The organism is Mycobacterium talmoniae (assembly GCF_001854525.1).
Taxonomy (GTDB): domain Bacteria; phylum Actinomycetota; class Actinomycetes; order Mycobacteriales; family Mycobacteriaceae; genus Mycobacterium; species Mycobacterium talmoniae.
Genome location: NZ_MLQM01000016.1, coordinates 16,787 through 35,629 on the forward strand (window position 1 = coordinate 16,787; position 18,843 = coordinate 35,629).

At 68.9% G+C, this 18,843-nt stretch carries 17 protein-coding genes and 1 pseudogene; 11 read left to right on the forward strand and 7 right to left on the reverse strand.

The window, feature by feature from the left end; all coding sequences use genetic code 11:
- Nucleotides 1-35: 35 nt before the first annotated feature.
- Nucleotides 36-764, forward strand: a complete 729-nt coding sequence (locus BKN37_RS05440; protein ID WP_071022845.1) for a VIT1/CCC1 transporter family protein — start codon at nt 36-38, stop codon at nt 762-764.
- A 6-nt stretch (nt 765-770) separates the two neighbouring features.
- Here BKN37_RS05440 and BKN37_RS05445 read toward each other — a convergent pair whose 3' ends face one another.
- The gene (locus BKN37_RS05445; RefSeq protein WP_071022848.1) at nt 771-2,228 is read right to left on the reverse strand and encodes a multicopper oxidase family protein; all 1,458 of its coding nucleotides are present in this window, start codon (nt 2,226-2,228) and stop codon (nt 771-773) included.
- Between the two features lie 21 nt (nt 2,229-2,249).
- On the reverse strand, nt 2,250-3,185 hold the full coding sequence (locus tag BKN37_RS05450; protein WP_071022851.1) for a hydrogen peroxide-inducible genes activator: 936 nt from the start codon (nt 3,183-3,185) through the stop codon (nt 2,250-2,252).
- A 118-nt stretch (nt 3,186-3,303) separates the two neighbouring features.
- On the opposite strand from BKN37_RS05450, the gene BKN37_RS05455 reads away from it, so the two are divergent.
- The 4 genes from BKN37_RS05455 to BKN37_RS05470 all read left to right on the forward strand — a co-directional run bounded on the left by BKN37_RS05455 (nt 3,304) and on the right by BKN37_RS05470 (nt 6,390).
- Nucleotides 3,304-3,891, forward strand: a complete 588-nt coding sequence (locus BKN37_RS05455) for a peroxiredoxin (protein ID WP_071022856.1) — start codon at nt 3,304-3,306, stop codon at nt 3,889-3,891.
- A 10-nt stretch (nt 3,892-3,901) separates the two neighbouring features.
- A complete protein-coding gene (locus tag BKN37_RS05460; RefSeq protein WP_071022859.1) occupies nt 3,902-4,441 on the forward strand; it encodes an alkyl hydroperoxide reductase in 540 nt (179 codons plus the stop codon).
- Between the two features lie 165 nt (nt 4,442-4,606).
- Nucleotides 4,607-5,086 (forward strand): nucleoside deaminase, encoded by a 480-nt coding sequence (locus tag BKN37_RS05465; protein WP_071022862.1) that lies wholly within the window; start codon nt 4,607-4,609, stop codon nt 5,084-5,086.
- Nucleotides 5,083-6,390, forward strand: coding sequence for an alpha-amylase family protein (locus BKN37_RS05470; protein ID WP_071022866.1), 1,308 nt, complete (start codon nt 5,083-5,085; stop codon nt 6,388-6,390). Before BKN37_RS05465 ends, BKN37_RS05470 begins: the two co-directional genes overlap by 4 nt.
- Nucleotides 6,391-6,397: 7 nt before the next feature.
- Here BKN37_RS05470 and BKN37_RS05475 read toward each other — a convergent pair whose 3' ends face one another.
- A complete protein-coding gene (locus BKN37_RS05475; RefSeq protein WP_071022869.1) occupies nt 6,398-6,823 on the reverse strand; it encodes a DUF1810 domain-containing protein in 426 nt (141 codons plus the stop codon).
- A 122-nt stretch (nt 6,824-6,945) separates the two neighbouring features.
- On the opposite strand from BKN37_RS05475, the gene BKN37_RS05480 reads away from it, so the two are divergent.
- From BKN37_RS05480 to BKN37_RS05495, 4 genes are all read left to right on the forward strand, one after another.
- Nucleotides 6,946-9,117, forward strand: a complete 2,172-nt coding sequence (locus BKN37_RS05480) for an adenylate/guanylate cyclase domain-containing protein (RefSeq protein ID WP_071022931.1) — start codon at nt 6,946-6,948, stop codon at nt 9,115-9,117.
- Nucleotides 9,114-10,514, forward strand: coding sequence for a mechanosensitive ion channel domain-containing protein (locus tag BKN37_RS05485; protein WP_071022872.1), 1,401 nt, complete (start codon nt 9,114-9,116; stop codon nt 10,512-10,514). Before BKN37_RS05480 ends, BKN37_RS05485 begins: the two co-directional genes overlap by 4 nt.
- 109 nt (nt 10,515-10,623) lie before the next feature.
- Complete coding sequence (locus BKN37_RS05490) at nt 10,624-11,262, forward strand: maleylpyruvate isomerase family mycothiol-dependent enzyme (protein WP_071022875.1); 639 nt, start codon at nt 10,624-10,626, stop codon at nt 11,260-11,262.
- Nucleotides 11,263-11,308: 46 nt separating this feature from the next.
- Nucleotides 11,309-11,824, forward strand: a complete 516-nt coding sequence (locus tag BKN37_RS05495; protein WP_423212761.1) for an OsmC family protein — start codon at nt 11,309-11,311, stop codon at nt 11,822-11,824.
- A 30-nt stretch (nt 11,825-11,854) separates the two neighbouring features.
- Here BKN37_RS05495 and BKN37_RS05500 read toward each other — a convergent pair whose 3' ends face one another.
- The 4 genes from BKN37_RS05500 to BKN37_RS05515 all read right to left on the reverse strand — a co-directional run bounded on the left by BKN37_RS05500 (nt 11,855) and on the right by BKN37_RS05515 (nt 15,280).
- Nucleotides 11,855-12,589, reverse strand: a complete 735-nt coding sequence (locus BKN37_RS05500; RefSeq protein ID WP_071022880.1) for a DUF899 domain-containing protein — start codon at nt 12,587-12,589, stop codon at nt 11,855-11,857.
- A 28-nt stretch (nt 12,590-12,617) separates the two neighbouring features.
- The gene (locus BKN37_RS05505; RefSeq protein WP_071022882.1) at nt 12,618-13,376 is read right to left on the reverse strand and encodes an SDR family oxidoreductase; all 759 of its coding nucleotides are present in this window, start codon (nt 13,374-13,376) and stop codon (nt 12,618-12,620) included.
- A gap of 33 nt (nt 13,377-13,409) precedes the next feature.
- On the reverse strand, nt 13,410-14,453 hold the full coding sequence (locus tag BKN37_RS05510) for an NmrA family NAD(P)-binding protein (RefSeq protein ID WP_071022884.1): 1,044 nt from the start codon (nt 14,451-14,453) through the stop codon (nt 13,410-13,412).
- A gap of 110 nt (nt 14,454-14,563) precedes the next feature.
- Nucleotides 14,564-15,280, reverse strand: coding sequence for an SDR family NAD(P)-dependent oxidoreductase (locus BKN37_RS05515; RefSeq protein ID WP_242657093.1), 717 nt, complete (start codon nt 15,278-15,280; stop codon nt 14,564-14,566).
- 173 nt (nt 15,281-15,453) lie between these two features.
- Between BKN37_RS05515 and BKN37_RS05520 the strand changes: the two are divergent.
- Nucleotides 15,454-16,410 (forward strand): annotated as a pseudogene (locus BKN37_RS05520) (sigma-70 family RNA polymerase sigma factor); the annotation flags it as partial.
- Between the two features lie 71 nt (nt 16,411-16,481).
- A complete protein-coding gene (gene lon / locus BKN37_RS05525) occupies nt 16,482-18,803 on the forward strand; it encodes an endopeptidase La (protein ID WP_071022939.1) in 2,322 nt (773 codons plus the stop codon).
- The last annotated feature ends 40 nt before the right edge of the window (nt 18,804-18,843 follow it).

Consider the following 18,843-nt stretch of genomic DNA (forward strand, 5'->3'; position numbering starts at 1 on the left):
CCTAATCGGAGGGCTCGCGGTGCTTGAATGTCGCCATGTCCGACGCAGCTGCCGGTCGTCCGTTAGGTCGACTCCCCCACGACTTCGATCATGTGCACACCGACGTCAGCGGCGGCTGGCTGCGGGCGGCGACGTTCGGCGCGATGGACGGATTGGTCAGCAACACCGCGCTGATCGCCGCGGTGGCCGCCACCGCCAGCGCCGACGCCGTCGAAGTCAGCGGTGTCGCCGGCCTGCTGGCCGGGGCGTTCTCCATGGCGCTGGGTGAGTACGCGTCGGTGACCACGGCCAACGAACAAATCGACGCGGAGGTGGCCGTCGAGCGCCGCGCTTTCCACTCGCATCCCGACGCCGAGCGGGCCGAGTTGGTCGACATGCTGGTCGCCATCGGCGTGTCCGAACAGACTGCGCACCAGGCCAGCGAGGAGATCCACCGCGACGAGGACAGCGCGGTCAACTTCCACATGGCGTTGGAGATCGGTGTCGACCCGCGGGAGAAGCCGTCGGCCCGGCTGGCCGCGGTGTCCTCGTTTGCGACGTTCGCCGTCGGCGCCGTCATCCCGTTGATTCCCTACATCCTCGGTTTTGACCTGCTGTGGGTGGGGCTGGTGTGCGCCGGCGTCGGCCAGCTGATCGCCGGTGCGCTGGCCGCCCGATTCACCGGCAAACCGGTGTGGTGGGCGGCGTTGCGGCAGTTAGCCTTCGGCGCCTTCGCCGTCGTGGTGACCTACAACCTCGGTCCGCTGATCGCCGATCTGATCTGATACCGGTCAGCTGCAGTCGATCAGTGCCATGAACCCGAAGTCCATGTGGGATTGTTTGTGGCAGTGAAACAGTGACTTGCCGGGTTGGTCGGCGGTGAAGTCGATCTCGGCGGTCTGGTAGCTGCCCAGCATCACGACGTCCTTGCGGACGCCGGCGGTGGGAGTGCCGGCGATGTGGGTGATCTCGAAGGTGTGCCGGTGCAGGTGGATCGGGTGGTTGCTGTCGCTGGCGTTGCGTAGGCGCAGCCGGTAGCGCTTGCCGTGGTCGACGGCGAACCGGGGCCGCCCGGACTGCATCGCGAAGCGCTGGCCGTTGATCGTCCACACGTCGAAGCCGTGGTCGGCGGCGTCCTGCCGCTCGAACAGCATGTCGATCACCTGATCGGGCGGCGATGGGGTGGTTGCCGATGGCGCGAAAAGCCGGTAGTCCCAGCGGAATGGCGGCGGCGGCGCCCACTGCGGCGGGCCGGTGGCGCCGGCGTATTCGACGACGATGCCCATGCCGTTGGCTCGGTCCTCATCGTCGGTGTCGCCCAGCACCCACACGCCGGGGGTGGTCATCTCGACCAGCGCGGTGACGCGTTCGGCGGCGCCGAGCCACAGCACCGGCACCGGCGCGGGTTTCGGCACCGGGTTGCCGTCCAGGGCGACGACGGTGAAGGTGTGCCCGGGCAGCGCCAGGCTGCGGGTTTCGGTGGCGCTGGCGTTGAGCACCTGCAGCAGCACCCGATCACCGGGTTTGACCCGGATCGGGTCGCCGTGCCCCAGCGCGCGCCCATTGACGGCGCCCACGCCGTAATCGAGATCAAATCCCAGCGGCAGGCCGCGCGCCCGGGCGTGGGCCAGCGCCGCCTCGCCGGTGTCACGCAGCCGCGGGTCTTGCGGACCGGCCAGGTAATCGGTGCCCATATCGCCGGAGCGGTTGAGGGTGGGGGCGAATTCCTTGAGGGTTAAGAACACCTCCTGGTCGTAGGCGCCCGGGTGCCGCTTGGGTTCGATGTAGACGGGCCCGGCCTGACCGGAGTACGCCCCCAAACTCAGGTCGGCCCCGGCGACCAGGTGGGTGTGGTAGAAGCGCAGCCCGGCCGGCCCCGGCACGAACCGCAGCCGCCGCATGCCGTGGGCGGGAATGAACGGGGTGCCCTCCTCGGCCGAGCCGTCCACATCGACGGGCAGGGTTTGGCCGTGCCAGTGCACCTGTTCGGGGGTGTCGGTGTCGTTGTGCACGTCGACGATCACCGGTGTGCCCTCGGTGAACCGCAGCAGCGGGCCGGGGAACTGGCCGTTGTACAGCGTCGTCGAGACGATCCGATCCGCGCCGAGGTCCACCAGACCGGTCCCGATCCGCAGCGTGTAGTCGGCGTTGCCGGCCGGCGCCCGCTGGCACGCGGCCGTCGCGCCGGCCAGCCCGCCCAACACCGCCGCACCGCCGAGGGTGAGGAACTCGCGCCGGCCCAGCTCCATGGCGGGAGTTTAAACGCGGTGCTACCGCACCAGGCGCACCTGCTGGTCGGCACTGATCAACTCGCCGATGATCCCGGCCAGCCGTCGGTACGGTTCGTCGCGGCCGCTGGAGGACCGAAACACCAGCCCAATGCGCCGGCCCGGGCGGGGCGTGGCGAACTGCGCCAGGCCCAGCCGGGTGCGCTCGGCCTCCACCGACACCGCGGTCTGCGGGATCAAGGTGACCCCGAGCCCCCCGGTCACACATTGCACGGCGGTGGCCAGCGAGGCCGCCCGGGTGTTGGCCAACTCGGCACGCACCCCGGCCATCCGGCACACGTCGAGCGCCTGATCGCGCAGGCAGTGGCCTTCGTCGAGCAGCAGCAGCGGCAGCTGCGCCAACTCGGTCGGCGGCACCCGCTTCTTGCCGGTCAGCGGGTGACCGGGGGGCAGCGCCAACACGAAATCCTCATCGTAGATCGCGATCTCGGTGACCCCGGTGGTGTCGGCCGGCAATGCGATCAACGCGGCATCCACCGCGCCCTCGCGCAGCGCGGTCAGCAGCCGCTCGGTCTGATCCTCGATCACCCGCAGCGTCAACCCGGGCAGCCGGTCCGCCAACCCGGCCAGCACGGCGGGCAGCGCGTAGGGCGCCACCGTGGGGATCAGACCCAACCGCATGCTGCCCTGCAACGGATCGGCGGAGCCCGCGGCGGCCGCGGTGAACGCGGTCACCGCCTCGATCACGGCTTGCGCGCGCGGCAGCAGCTGCCTACCCTCCGTTGTCAAGAAGACACGCCGGGTGGACCGCTCGACCAGCTGGACGCCCAGGCCCGATTCCAGCGCCGACAGCGCCTGCGACAGCGTTGACTGGCTGACGCCGAGACTGGTTGCGGCACCGCTGAAGTGATGTTTTTCGGCCACCGCCACGAAGGCCCGTAATCCGGCGATCGTGGGCTGATAACTCTTATCGGTCATGCCGATGAGTATAGTGGGAAATATCACCTTTCGTTTAGACTGGACTCGGTCCAGAATGGAAGGTGCGCGCGAGGACGCGCAGAGATTTCCACGATGATTTCAACGACGAAGGAGTGACATGGCACTGCTGACCATCGGTGATCAGTTCCCCGCCTACCGGCTCACCGCCCTCATCGCGGGCGACCTGTCGAAGGTCGACGCGAAGCAGCCCGAGGACTACTTCACCACGATCTCCAGCGACGACCACCCCGGCAAGTGGCGGGTGATCTTCTTCTGGCCCAAAGACTTCACCTTCGTGTGCCCGACCGAGATCGCCGCGTTCGGCAAGCTGAACGACGAGTTCGCCGACCGTGACGCGCAGGTGCTGGGCGCCTCCATCGACAACGAGTTCGTGCACTTCCAGTGGCGCGCGCAGCACGAGGACCTCAAGAAGCTGCCGTTCCCGATGCTGTCGGACCTCAAGCGGGAGCTGGCCGAGGCGGCGGGCGTGCTCAACGCCGACGGTGTCGCCGACCGCGCGACCTTCATCGTCGACCCCAACAACGAGATCCAGTTCGTGTCGGTGACCGCCGGCTCGGTGGGCCGCAACGTCGACGAGGTGCTGCGGGTGCTCGACGCGCTGCAGTCCGACGAGCTGTGCGCGTGCAACTGGAAGAAGGGCGACCCGACGCTCGACGCCGGCGAGCTGCTCAAAGCATCTGCCTAAGGAGGCCGTGATGGGTGTCGACAACCTCAAAGAGGCACTGCCCGAATACGCCAAGGACCTCAAACTCAACCTGGGTTCGATCACCCGAACCACGGCGTTGAACGAGGAACAGCTCTGGGGCACCCTGCTGGCCAGTGCGGCGGCGACGCGAAATGCCAAGGTGCTGGCCGAGATCGGCGCCGAGGCTGCCGACACGCTCTCCGCCGAGGCCTACCAGGCGGCACTGGGCGCCGCCTCGATCATGGGGATGAACAACGTGTTCTACCGTGGTCGAGGGTTTCTCGACGGCGCCTACGACGACCTGCGTCCCGGGCTGCGGATGAACATCATCGGCAACCCCGGCGTGGACAAGGCGAACTTCGAGCTGTGGTCGTTCGCCGTGTCGTCGATCAACGGATGCGGGCATTGCGTGGCCGCCCATGAGCACACGCTGCGCGAGGCCGGCGTCGACCGGGAGACGATTTTCGAGGCGCTCAAGGCGGCCTCCATCGTCGCCGGGGTGGCGCAGGCGATCACCGCCGCCGAGACCCTGGCCGACCTCGTCGGGTAACCCTCGCTACTCATCGGGAAGGGGTGTGTCAGCCACTGACACACCCCTTCCCCGCTTTTCGGGCCCGTCACTGGCGAGCGTGCGCAAACCCGGGTTTTAGCTCGGCGTGTCGGCCGGGGACACGCACGCTCGCGCACTGGGTGGGCCGACGTAGACTGCGGATTCGTGGCAGTTAGCGACACCGACCTGGACCGCTTGGGCCGCTGCGTCGAGTTAGCCCGCGCCGCGCTCGACGAGGGGCATGCACCGTTCGGTTCGATGTTGGTCGGCGCCGACGGCGCCATCCTGTTCGAGGACTACAACCGCTCCGGCGACGGGGACCCCACCCAACATCCGGAGTTCGCCATCGCCCGCTGGGCGGCGGCGAACCTGGCGCCGGTGCGCCGCATCCGCGCCACTGTCTACACCTCCTGCGAGCACTGCCCGATGTGCGCGGCCGCGCACGCCTGGGTCGGTTTGGGCCGCATCGTGTACGCGACGTCGGCCGCGCAGCTGGGTCAATGGCTCGCCGAGTGGGGCGCCCCGCGACCGCCGGTGTCGCCGCTGCCGATCACCACCGTGGCCCCCAAGGCGGTCGTCGACGGTCCCGCGCCGCAGCTCGAAGACGAGATCAAGGCCCTGTACCAGGCCGCGTACCAGCCGTGACGCCGCCGGCCTGGACCCGGCACGCCATCTGGTGGCAGGTCTATCCGCTGGGCTTTGTCGGCGCGTTTCCCGCGCAGACGCCACCGCAGCCGGACGAGCACCGGCTGCGCCGGGTCGCCGACTGGTTCGACCACGCCGTCGAACTGGGCGCCTCGGGGGTGGCGCTGGGGCCGGTGTTCGCCGCGCGCACGCACGGCTACGACACCACCGACCACTACCGCATCGACGCGCGGCTGGGCGACGACGCCGACTTCGACCACCTCATCGAGCAGGCCCACCGGCGCGGCCTGCGGGTGCTGCTGGACGGCGTGTTCAACCACGTCGGGCTCGACTTCCCCCGGTATCGGCGCGCGCTGCACAACGACACGGCGGCCCGCTGGTTTCGCCGAGATCGCGGCACCTTCCACACCTTCGAGGGCCACCCCGAGCTGATCACCCTCAACCACGACAATCCCGATGTGGTGGACTACACCGTCGACGTGATGACCCATTGGCTGGGCCGCGGCGCCGACGGCTGGCGACTCGACGCGGCTTACGCCGTGCCGCAACCGTTCTGGGCTACGGTGCTGCCGCGGGTCCGGGACCGGCACCCGGATGCCTGGTTCGTCGGCGAACTGATCCACGGCGACTACGCCGCGACGGTGCGCGACGCCGGCTTCGACTCCGCCACCCAGTACGAGCTGTGGAAGGCGATCTGGAGCAGCCTCAACGACGCCAACTTCTTCGAGCTGGACTGGGCGATGCAGCGCCACAACGCCTTTCTGGCCAGCTTCGCGCCGCTGACCTTCATCGGCAACCATGACGTCACCCGGATCGCCAGCCGGCTCGAGCACCCCGAGCACATGGCCCAGGCCCTAGTGATCCTGATGACCATCGGCGGCATCCCCAGCCTGTACGCCGGCGACGAGTTCGGCTATCGCGGCGTCAAAGAGGAGCGGGCCGGCGGCGACGACGCGGTGCGCCCCGAGTTCGGCTCTCCCCCAGCCCAATTAGCCGGGCGGGACGCGGAGATCCGGGCGCTGCACCAGTACCTGATAGGGCTGCGGCGGCGGCACCCGTGGCTCTACGAGGCGTCCACCACGGCGCTGCGGCTGGACAACCGGCGCTACATCTACCGGAGCCGCCACGGCGACCAGGCGCTGATCGTGGCCCTCAACGTCGACGATGCCCCGCTGCACGTGGCGTTGGCTGACCTGGGCACCGCGCGGGCGGAGGTGCTGGCCGGCAGCGGCGCGCCGCCGCAGCAGGTGGTCACCGAGCTGACGGTCGAACCGCACGGCTGGCGGATCCTGCGCCCGGTGTGAGCGGGGGCTATTCGGCCAGCCGGGCCAGCGTCTCCGGATCCTGCTGCCCGCCGTAATAGCGGTCCAGCAGCGTGACGAAATCGGCGTTGTCGGCGCCGGCGCGGGCGAACAACGTCATCGACGAGCGGACCTTGAGGTTGTCGGGCCAGCCGAAGATGTCCTCGATCGACCGGCCGGACACCCCGTTGACCAGCCGGGCGCACTCATGCAGCCGCGGCCCCAGCACGTCATGGCTCAGGTAGGCCCGAGCTTCGGCCAGCGACCCGATGCCGTAGCGGTCGGCCATCGCGCTGCTACCCAGCCCGCGCAGCTGCGGGAAGACGAACCAGATCCAGTGGGTGCGCTTGCGGCCGGCGCGCAACTCGGCCAGCACGCCGGCGTACACGCGGTCCTGCGCGTCGACGAAGCGCCACAGGTCATACGGGTCGGCCATGACGTTTACCGTCGCACATCCGGGTGCGGGCGTGACCTCGATTCACCGGTAACGCGGGGGCGCCCCGCCGGTTGGCACTACTGTCGAAACGGATGCCGCGCTCGCCGATCGTGAAGGACCTGATGACCGCCACCTCCGCAGGCCGCGACGCACCCGAGACCAGCCTCGCCCGCAAACTGCGGCGCCGACGTCAGCGGCGCCGCGGCATCAGCATCCAGTCCAAGCTGCTGTTGATGCTGCTGGCCACCAGTGTGCTGTCGGCCGCGGTGGTCGGTGTCATCGGTTTCCGATCCGGGCGCCAATCGTTGGAGGCGGCCGCGCTGGACCGGTTGACCCAGATCCGCGCCGCCCAGGCGCGCCAGCTGCAGGCCCAGCTCAAGGACCTCAAGGACACCCTGATCATCTACACCCACGACACCACCTGCGCGAACGCGATCGGGGCGTTTGCCGCCGGGCTCGATCAGCTGGCGGACGCGCCCGTCGACCCGGCCCAAGACCAGGCGCTGCGCAGCTTCTACCAAAACCACCTGGGCAAACGCGAGGAAGCCGAAACCGGCACCAAGGTGCAGATCAACTCGCTGCTGCCCAACACCAATGCGCAAAAGTATCTGCAAGCCCACTACACCGCCCCGTTCACCGACCGCGCGGCGGCGATCAAGGTCGATGACGCCGGCGACGGCAGCGCCTGGACGGCCGCCAACGCCCGTTACAACGACTTTTTCCGGACCATCGTGAGCCGCTCCAGTTTCGAGGACGCGCTGCTGCTGGACACCCGGGGCAACGTCGTCTACTCCGCCTACAAAAACGTCGACCTGGGCACCAACATCTTTTCCGGCCCCTACCGGGACAGCAATCTCGCCGAGGCGTACCGAACCACGATGAACGCCCGCGCCGTCGACTACGTCGGGGTCACCGACTTCGCCGAGTACGAGCCGGTCGGGCAACCCACCGCGTGGCTATCGGTGCCCATCGACGGGCCGGACCGTCGGGTGGGGGTGCTGGCGCTGGAGTTCCCGATCGGCAAGATCAACCGGCTGATGACCGTCGACCGGGACTGGCAAGCCGCCGGCATGGGCAAGACCGGGGAAACGTTTCTGGTCGGTCCGGACAACCTGATGCGGTCGGATTCGCGGCTGTTCCTGGAGGACCCCGAGGCCTACCGGCGCGACGTGGTGCGGGCCGGCACCCCGCCGGACGTCGCCGCCAAAGCCATCCGGCAACACGGCACCACCCTGGTGCAACCGGTGGCCACCGAGTCCACCCGGCTGGCGGCCCAAGGCCAGCGCGGCACCGTGATCACCCGGGATTATCTCGGCCGCCGGACCCTGCAGGCCTATGCCCCGCTGGAGCTGACCGGGCTGCGGTGGAACATCGTGGCCAAGATCAACTCCGCCGAGGCGTTCGCGCCGGTGGCCGCGTTCACCCAGACCCTGGTGGTCTCCACGGCGGTGATCATCTTCCTGGTGTGCGTGGCCGCCATGCTGCTGGCCCGGATCTTCGTCCGACCGGTGCGCCAGCTGATGGCCGGGGCGCACCAGATCAGCGCCGGCGACTACGACGTCCGGCTGCCGGTGCTGTCCCGCGACGAGTTGGGGGATCTGACCGTGGCGTTCAACGACATGGGCCGCAACCTCACCCTCAAGCAGGAGCTGATCAACGAGCAGCGCCGGGAAAACGACCGGCTGTTGTTGTCGGTGATGCCGGAGCCGGCCGTGCAGCGCTACCGCGAGGGCGAAGAATCCATCGCGATCGAGCACCAGAACCTCACCGTGATCGCCGCCGAGACCGACCATCTCGACGAATTGTCGGCCGGGCTGGCCTGCGAGGAGTCGCTGTCGGTGGTCAACAAGCTGGTCCGCCAGTTCGATGCGGCCGCCGAGAGCACCGGCATCGAGCCGGTGCAAACCATGCACAACTGGTATCTGGCCAGCTGTGGGCTCAGCGTGCCGCGGCTGGACAGCGCGCGGCGCGCGGTGGACTTCGCCGCCGAGTTGCAACGCATCGTCGAGCGGTTCAACAGCGAGACCGGCAACGCGCTGACCTTACGGGTCGGGATCGACACCGGGCCGGTGACCAGCGGGCTGATCGGCCGGTCCAACCTGGCCTACGACATGTGGGGGTCGGCGGTCAACTTCGCCTACCAGCTCAAAAACGAGTCCCCGCAACCCGGCATCTACGTCACCGCCCGGGTCTACGAGGCCGTCGGCGACAGCCACGCATTCACCGCGGCCGGCAGCGTCACCGTCGACGGGGTCGAGCAGACGATCTGGCGCCTGGCCGAGGGCCAGCCGTGACCAACCCCCTGGACGCCCCCTGGTTTTACTGGGCCCTGGCGGTGGCCGTGGGGCTGCCGGTGGGTCTGGTGCTGTTCACCGAGTTGCAGCAGGCGCTGGCCCGGCGCGGCAGCGCGCTGGCCCGCCCGGTGGGGATGATCCGCAGCTACCTGCTGCCGCTGGGTGCGCTGCTGGCGCTGCTGGTCAAGGCCAACCAGGTGTCCGCCGAGGCCACCCCGGTGCGCATCGTCGCCACCGTGTTCGGTTTCGCGGTACTGATCCTGGTGCTGTCCGGATTCAACGCCACCCTGTTCCAGGCCGCCCCGGAGGGCAGCTGGCGGCGCCGGATGCCGTCGATCTTCCTCGATGTCGCGCGATTCGTGCTGATCGCCGTCGGGCTGGCGGTGATCCTGTCCCGGGTCTGGGGCGCCGACGTCGGCGGACTGTTCACCGCGCTGGGCATCACCTCGATCGTGCTCGGGCTGACGCTGCAGAACTCGGTCGGCCAGATCATCTCCGGGTTGTTCGTGCTGTTCGAGCAGCCGTTCCAGCTCGGCGACTGGATCGACACCCCGTCGGCGCGCGGCCGGGTGGTGGAGGTCAACTGGCGGGCCACCCACGTCCGCACCGGCAGCGGCCTGCAGATCATGCCGAACTCGGTGCTGTCGGCGGCGTCCTTCACGAACCTGAGCCGCCCCAAAGGCGCACACGAGATTTCGGTCGACACCGTGTTCGCGGTGAGCGACCCGCCGGACCAGGTGTGCGTCGTGTTGACCCGGGTGGCCGCCGCGCTGCCGCAACGCCGCAGCGATGCGGCGCCGCACAGTGTTGCGGTCGGCGGCACCGGCTACACCACCACGATCCCGCTGCGCTCCCCCGCCGACGACGGCGCCGCCCGCGCGGCGTTCCTGCGCTGGCTGTGGTACGCGGCGCGTCGCGCCGGATTGCACCTCGACGAGGCCGACGACGACTTCGCCACCCCAGAGCGGATCGAGGCCGCGCTGCGGGTCATCGCGCCGGCGCTGCGGCTGGGCGCCGACGACCAAGAGCAGCTGCGGCCGCAGCTCCGGCTCACCCGGTACGGGGTCGACGAAACCCTGCAGTCCGCCGGCGAGGTCCCCGACCAGTTGACCTGCCTGGTGGAGGGGCAGGTGCAGTTGGCGGTCACCAGCGACGACGGGGCGGTGATCCCGGTGCACACCTTGAGCGTGGGTGACTGCCTGGGCCAAACCACGCTGACCCGCGAGCCGGTCAAGACCACCGCCCGCGCGCTGACCGAAACCGCGGTGGCCCACATCGACCGCGGCGCCCTGGAGGAGTTGGTGCGGCGGAAACCGTTGCTGCTGCAGGACATCGGACGCACCATCGAGGAACAACGCGAGGGCGTGCAGCGGGCATTGGCCACCGTCGGCCAATAGGCTTTGCGCCGATTGTGCGGTTTCGTACGCTTTTCGGCGATTTGGCGTATCAAACCGCACAGTCGCGAACGCCGAAGGATGTACTCGGCCTAGAGTCTTAATCGTGGGAGTGGACCGCGAGCGTATCTTCGCCGCTGTCGCGAACGAGCGGCGCCAGATCGCCACCCTGATCGACGGGTTGGACGATGCGCAGTTGGCGACACCCAGCCTGTGCGCGGGCTGGGACGTCAAAACCGTGGCCGCGCATCTCGCCTGCTCCCTCACCGACGGTGTCTGGGTCGCGATGAGGATGGCGCTGCGCCGCGCCAGCATGGCCCGCGCGATCGACGAGCTCGCACGGCGTCGCGCGCAGCTGCCGGCGGCCGACATCGTTACCACATTGCGTCAGCGCGCCGATTACCCATTGAGCCCACCGTTGGTCGGGCCACTCGCGCCCTTCACCGATATCTTGATCCACGGCGGCGACATCCGGATTCCCCTTAACCTCCCGTTCGAGCCCGACCCCGAACTGGCGACGCTTGCGCTGGATTTCCTGACCGGGCCGTGGCCGGTTGGTTTCGTGCCCCTGGGCCGGCTGCGGGGTATCTTGTTGCACAGCACCGACATTGATCGGTCGTGGGGCAAGGGCGCGGAAGTCCGCGGTCCCGCGGCCGCCCTGATGATGGCCGTCAGCGGCCGCACCGCACTGCTGCACCACCTCGACGGGCCCGGACTCCCCCTGCTGCAGCAACGGCTGTCGCCTACCTGATCGCGGCTCGTCTGGTGACTGTTTCGCCAGGGCGACCACGGCGTTGATGGACACTGAATTCGTTCCGCCGCAGAAGGGGGCCACTACACCGATGTCTGTCGAGCACACCTACACCGTCGAGATCCGATGGACCGGCGACCGCGGGACCGGGACCAGCAATTACCGCGTTTACGGACGCGAGCACGAGGTCATCAGCGAGGGGCGCCCAACGATCCTCGGCTCCGCCGACCCCGCCTTCCGCGGTGATCCGACCCGCTGGAATCCCGAGCAGCTGCTGCTGGCCTCGCTCTCGCAATGCCATCTGCTCTGGTACCTCCACCTTTGCGCAGTCCATGGCGTGGTCGTCACCTCCTATGTGGATCGCCCGGTGGGCACCATGACCGAGACCGCCGAGGGCGGGCACTTCACCGCGGCCGTCCTGCGCCCGCAGGTGCAGGTTGTCGCGGCGAAGATGGTAGACAAGGCGCTCGCCTTGCATGGGGATGCCCACCGCGCGTGCTTCATCGCCAACTCAGTGAACTTCCCGGTGACCCACGACCCGGCGGTCAGCGTGGCCGCCTGACCCGGCCTCCACAGCAGCGGATTCAATCGCCTACCCGCGCGGCGGCCGCGGGTCATGAGCGTCGTTCGGGTCGGGGTCGCCAAACCACCGCGACGGGTCGTGCTCGCCGTATGCGTCGTGCCAGTCCCACCACTCGTACGGCGGGCTCTGCGGGTAGCCCTCCGGTGAGTCTTCCCAGTTCTCTTGGCGGCCAAGGGCGGTCATGTCGAGGTAGCTCCAGGTGTTCCCCAGCGCTTCGTCGCCGCGGTTGTTGATGAAGTAGGTGCGATACACGCGGTCGCCGTCGCGGATGAACGCGTTCGTGCCGTGCCACTGGTCGACGCCGAAGTCGGTGTCGAAGTCGTCGGTGATGGTGTACCACGGCATCCGCCAGGCCATCCGCGTCTTCAGCCGCTCGATGTCGGGCTGCGGCGCGGGCGAGGCGAACACCAACGTGGTGTCGCGGACGTTCAGGTGCGCCAGGTGGCCAACGTGGTCGGCGATCATCGAGCAGCCGCGGCAGGCATGGTCGGGCCAGCCGTCCACGCCGGGCTCGAAGAAGGCGCGGTAGACGATCAGCTGGCGGCGGCCGTCAAACAGGTCCGCCAAGCTCACCCGGCCGTTGGGCCCGTCGAACTGGTAGGCCTTTTCCACGGCCAGCCACGGCATCCGTCGACGCAGGGCGGCCAGCGCGTCGCGGGCGCGGGTCAGCTCCTTTTCTTTGACGAGCAGTCGCTGCAGCGCCGCCTCCCAGTCCGCTGCCGACACGATCGGAGGTGTCTTCATGGGGTTGTCCGCCTTTCGATTTCGGTATTCAGGCCACCGGCGCAAGGCCGGCGGCGCTGAGCAGGTAGGCGTGCTGGTCCGAGTGTGCCGTGCTCGCCAGTTCAACGACACACTTTCCGAGCCGTTCGGCGGTGAGCACCGGACCGCGACCCGTGAGGAAGGTGTCGACGTCAACTCCTTCCCACTCGGCATAGGCGGCCACCGCCGTCGCGCCCAGCTCGGTGACCGGCGTCAACTGCGGCAGCACGGACGTGAAGCTGATCCCCAGCCCGGCCCGCCGCGACTCGAGGGCGGCATAGCCGGCGATGAACCGCACGGTGGCCTTTGCCCCCGCGTAGCCGCCGCTCAGTGGCGATCCGTGGAGGGCGGCGCCGCTGGAGATCGCGATCACCGCACTGCCCGGCGCCAGCGGGCGCCGCAGCGCGTGGCGGATCCAGTGGAATGACTGCGCGACGTCGACAGTCCAGTTCTGGCTGAAGGTCTCCCAGGTCTGCTCCCGCAGCGAACCCATCCGCGGGGTGGCCCCGGCGGCCAGCACCAGCGTGCGCGGCCGGTGCTCGTCGATGAGCCGGCTGGCCGTCGCCGGATCGGCGGCGTCGGCGGTCACGGCGGTGAAGGTGCCACCCAACTCGTCACGTACCTCGTCGAGATACACGCTGCTGCGGGCGACGCCGACGACGTGCGCACCGGCGGCCGTCAATGCCGTGGCGATGCCCCGGCCGAATCCGCGGCTTGCGCCGGTGACGATCGCCGTCGTCCCGGCGAGACCGTTGGTCGTCTCGTTCATGGTGCTAACTCCTGGTGTCGGCATGGTCGGTCACTAATGCAGATACGTGGCGCCGCCGTAATTCATCGGTGCCGCGGACGACCGGTGCGGGTTGTGCCGTCCTCCACAGTTGGCGCGGTCGAAGGCGACAACACTGCGAAGCAGGCGTCCTGCGAGTCGGCGCGACAACGACGGGTCGGGAACGGCCCCGAACGCGGGAGCGAAGGTTGTCTTCGCGAACTCCTCCAGCGTCGTGGGCGTGGTGTTGGACGTGGAGCGCGGCTCGGCGGTGATGCGTCCCGAGTTGATCCCGCGGTTAGTTTCAATCAGCAAGTCGGCTGCGTTGGGTGACAGGCCGCCAGTGTTGACTACGCCCTTGCGAAGGATGCGCTCGGGGACATTGATATATCTCAGCTGCGGTTTGCCGATCACCCCACCCAGGATCTGCGTCACCTCGGTCATCGTGTAATCGCGGGGTCCGTTGAGGTACCGGACGCTGTGACCGCGGAAGTCGAGTCGTTGCAGATGGTTCGCCGCAGCAGCTGCGATGTCGCGTGTTGCGATCATCGGGAAACGGACCCGTGGCTCGATGGCCAGACCGTTGATTCCAGCCATTTTGATCAGCCCGATGTTCCACAGGAAATTCTCCATGAACCACACGGGCCGTAGACAAACGACGTTGAGGGCCGGGATCTCTTTGAGCAATAGCTCGAAATGGTGACACCCGACAATGCCGCCGACCGGATCTGGCAACTCCGCTCCCCAGCTGCTCAGGAGAACGGCATTGGGTAAGCCGGAGTCGCGGATCGCCGTCACCATGCTCTGGATGTTCTTCTTCTGCTCGGCGTTGACATCTCGCGTCGATAAGTCCGCCGGAGTCAGGAGGAAGGCGGCCGTCGCCCCGTCAAAGACCTGTGTGAGGAAGGCCGGATCGCCCAGCCTGCCCGGCCGCACATCGGCGCCGAGCGCGCCGAGCGGGGCGAGTTTCTCGGCTGTCCGCGCGATGACGCGCACTTCCAGCCCGGCGGTTAGCAGGCGCTCCGCAACGCGGCGACCGACGTTGCCGGTCGCGCCAGTAACGACGATGACGTGCTTCATGTCTTTCTTCCTTCTTGTCTATGTTGGGCTCGGTTCCGCCAGATCCATGAAGTGCTGCGGCAGCCGGCGTCATCTTCGTCGCGATGAGCGGACCGGCCGCCGATCGATCCCTACGCTGACTCTGCGAGCGCCGCATTTTGGCGCTCGAGTGCCTTCGCCGCGCCGCCGCGCCAGCTCTCAGCCATGGACGCTGACAGGGGATCGGGGAAAATGTCTTCCTCGTCCGTCTCCAGCCCGTCGAAGATGGCTTGCGCGACGGATTCTGGGGAGCTTTTCGGGATGTCGAGGCCTCGAGTCATATCGGTGTCGACCGGCCCGGTCAGCACCGCATGAACCGTCACGCCCCGCTCGGCCAACAGGGTGCGCAGCGATTGCGTCAGGTTGAACGCGGCCGCCTTCGAGATGGAGTAGGCCGGAATCAGCGGCAGCGGGGCCAGGGCATTCACCGACAGGTTGTTGACGATGGCCCCGCCCGACCGAGTCAGCAGCGGCAAGAAGGCCTGGATCATGGCGTAGGGGCCAAAGAGGTTGACGGCCAGGTGGCGTTCCAGCGCAGACCGGTCGCTCAAGTCGTCGTAGAGCGCCAGGCCGGCGTTGTTGACCAGGACATCGAGACATTCGACCGCGTCGACGGCCGCTTGAATCTGCGCGGTGTCGGTCACGTCCAGGGGCAGCGGCGTGACGCGGCCATCCGGGTGGGTCATGGGCACCCGGGTACCGACGTAGACGCGCTGGGCGCCGCGGCGCAACGCGTCCTCGACCAGCGCCCGCCCGATCCCGCGATTGCCCCCGGTAACCAGAACCGTTTTGTCGATAATTCTCACCATGACGATCTCCTGTTCGATCTGCCCGACGGTGCCGGTGCAGCGTCGGGCGCGGCGACGGCCGCACTACTTCAGATCCGCCGGCCCACCGCGATTCATCGGTGCGCACCGATGAATTTCGCCCGCGGGGTGTCTCTGTACTGAGGTAGGTTTCCGTCCCCGCTGCCCGACGAAGGAGAACGACCGTGCCAGCACAGCAGGAATTCATCGAGCGGGCGGCGCCGTTTCGGGCCGAGCTGATTGCCCACTGCTACCGCATGCTGGGTTCGGTGTATGACGCCGAAGATCTGGTCCAGGAGACCTACCTGCGCGGCTGGCGCGGCTATGAGGCGTTCCAGGAGCGGGCCGCGCTGCGGACGTGGTTGTACCGCATCGCGACGACGGCGTGTCTGCGCGCCCTGGAGAACCGCGCCCGCCGGGTGTTGCCGGCGGGGCTGGGCGCCGGCTCGGTCGACCCGGACACGGCGCTGGAGGCAAATGCCGGCGTCCATGACTGGCTGGAGCCGCTGCCCGACGCGTTGACACCCGAATCAGCGGTCACCGCACGGCACAGCGTCCGGCTGGCGGTGGCGACCGCCCTGCAGGAGCTTCCGGCCCGTCAGCGCGCCGTGTTGATCCTGCGGGACGTCGTGCAGTTCAGCGCCGCCGAGGTGGCCGAGCTCCTGGAAACCACACCCGCCGCGGTCAACAGCGCCCTGCAGCGGGCCCGCGCGCATCTTGCCGAGCTCGCCGCCACCGAAGACAGCGTGGACGAGCCCGACGACGCCGAGCGCCGGGAATTGCTCGACCGTTACTGTGCGGCCTTCGAAAACGCCGACGTCGCGGCCCTCACCGCGCTGCTGCGAGCCGAGGTCAAGCTCGAAATGCCGCCGGTGCCGGTCTGGTTCACCGGTCGAGACGCGGTGATGGCCTTCCTGGTCAAGCGGGCCTTCACCAAGGCCGGCGACATCGTGATGGTCCCGACCGGCGCGAACGGGCAACCCGCCGTCGCCGAATACCGTCGCGGCGGCGACCACGTCCTGCGGGCCCATTCGATCCACGTCCTCACCACCGGTGCCGGCGGGATCGCCGGGATCACCGTCTTCCTGGATCCGGCGCTTTTTACCGTGTTTGGGATGCCGTCGACCCGGTGAGCGCCGAAGGTCGCGGGAACAAACCGGCGACCACCGAGGTTGAGCGCATCAGGCTTAACTTTGGAGGATTGATGACCGAACCCAGATCAGTGCCGGTGTTATTCGTCAGCGACCCGATCGTGCTGCCCGGCATGGTGGTGCCGATCACCCTCGATGACGCCGCCCGCGCCGCCGTCGACGCCGCCCGGGCCAGCGAGTCCGGCACCCTGCTGATCGCGCCGCGCCTGGATGACCGCTACCCGTCCCACGGCGTGCTGGCGTCGATTCTGCAGGTCGGCCGCATCGCCGGCGGCGGCACCGCCGCGGTGGTGCGCGGTGAACGGCGGGCACACATCGGCACCGGCACCACCGGGCCCGGTGCCGCGCTGTGGGTCGAGGTGACCGCGGTGCCCGAGGCCGAACCCACCGACCAAACCCGCGCGCTGGCCGGCGAATACAAGAAGCTGCTGCTGGCGATGCTGCAACGCCGCGAGGCCTGGCAGATCGTCGACGTGGTGAATCAGATCACCGACCCGTCGGCGCTGGCCGACACCTCCGGGTATGCGTCGTATCTGACCGACGTGCAAAAGCGGCAGCTGCTGGAAACCGAAAACGTCGACGAGCGGCTGCGGGTGCTGATCGAGTGGACCGGCGACCACCTGACCGAGGTCGAGGTCACCGACAAGATCGCCGAGGACGTGCGGGCCGGCATGGACAAGCAGCAAAAGGAATTCCTGCTGCGCCAGCAGCTGGCCGCGATCCGCAAGGAACTCGGCGAGAGCGAGCCCGACGGTTCCGACGATTACCGCGCCCGGGTGGAGGCCGCGGACCTGCCGGAGAACGTGCGCGAGGCCGCGCTGCGCGAGGTCGGCAAGCTGGAACGCGCGAGTGAACAAAGCCCGGAGGGCGGCTGGATCCGCACCTGGCTGGACACCGTGTTGGACCTGCCGTGGAACGTCACCACCGCGGACTCCACCGACCTTCAGGCCGCCCGGCAGATCCTCGACGCCGATCACCACGGCCTCGACGACGTCAAGGACCGCATCGTGGAATACCTGGCGGTGCGGGCCCGGCGCGCCCAGCGCGGCCTGCAGGTCGTCGGCGGGCGCGGCTCCGGCGCGGTGATGGTGCTGGCCGGCCCGCCCGGGGTCGGCAAGACGTCGCTGGGTGAAAGCGTGGCCCGGGCGTTGGGCCGCAAATTCGTCCGGGTGGCGCTGGGCGGGGTGCGCGACGAGGCCGAGATCCGCGGGCACCGGCGCACCTACGTCGGCGCGCTGCCCGGCCGGATCGTGCGCGCCATCGGCGAGGCCGGCTCGATGAACCCGGTGGTGCTGCTCGACGAGATCGACAAGGTCGGCTCCGACTATCGCGGCGACCCGTCGGCGGCGCTGCTGGAGGTGCTCGACCCCGCGCAAAACCACACCTTCCGCGACCACTACCTGGATTTGGACCTGGACCTGTCCGATGTGGTGTTTCTGGCGACCGCCAACGTGGTGGAGAACATCCCGTCGGCGCTGCTGGACCGCATGGAGCTGGTGGACATCGACGGCTACACCGAGGACGACAAGGTGGCGATCGCCCGCGACTACCTGCTGCCCCGGCAACGGGAGCGGGCCGCGTTGAGCGCCGAGGAGGTCACGGTGACCGAGGCGGCGCTGCGCAAGATCGCCGCCGACTACACCCGCGAACCCGGGGTGCGCCAGTTCGAGCGGCTGCTGGCCAAGGCGCTGCGCAAGGTGACCACCACCCTGGCCGCGGACCCGGCCCCGGTCACCATCGACGAGCCGGATCTGGTCGGCTACCTGGGCCGGCCGCGGTTCACCCCGGAGTCGGCCGAGCGCACCGCGGTGCCCGGGGTGGCGACCGGCCTGGCCGTCACCGGCCTGGGCGGCGACGTGCTCTACATCGAGGCCGGCGCCACCGACGGCGAACCCGGTCTGCAGCTGACCGGCCAGCTCGGTGACGTGATGAAGGAATCGGCGCAGATCGCGCTGTCCTACGTGCGGTCGCACGCGGCCGAGCTTGGCGTCGACCCGGCCGCGCTGGACCGGCGCATCCACGTGCACGTGCCGGCCGGCGCGGTGCCCAAGGACGGCCCGTCGGCCGGGGTCACCATGGTGACCGCGCTGGTGTCGATGGCCACCGGGCGTCAGGTGCGCGCCGATGTCGGGATGACCGGTGAGGTGACGCTTAACGGTCGGGTGCTGCCGATCGGCGGGGTCAAGCAGAAGCTGCTGGCCGCCCAGCGGGCCGGGTTGTCGACGGTGTTCATCCCGCAACGCAACGCGCCCGACCTCGACGACGTGCCGGCCGAGGTGCTGCAGGTGCTGGACGTGCGGCCGATGACCGACGTCGCCGACATCGTCGCGCAGGCGCTGGAGCCGGCCGGGGCGGCGACCGCGGCGGCCGCCTAGCCCCCGTCCCCCGCGAGCAGACGCAGATTCGCACGGTCGG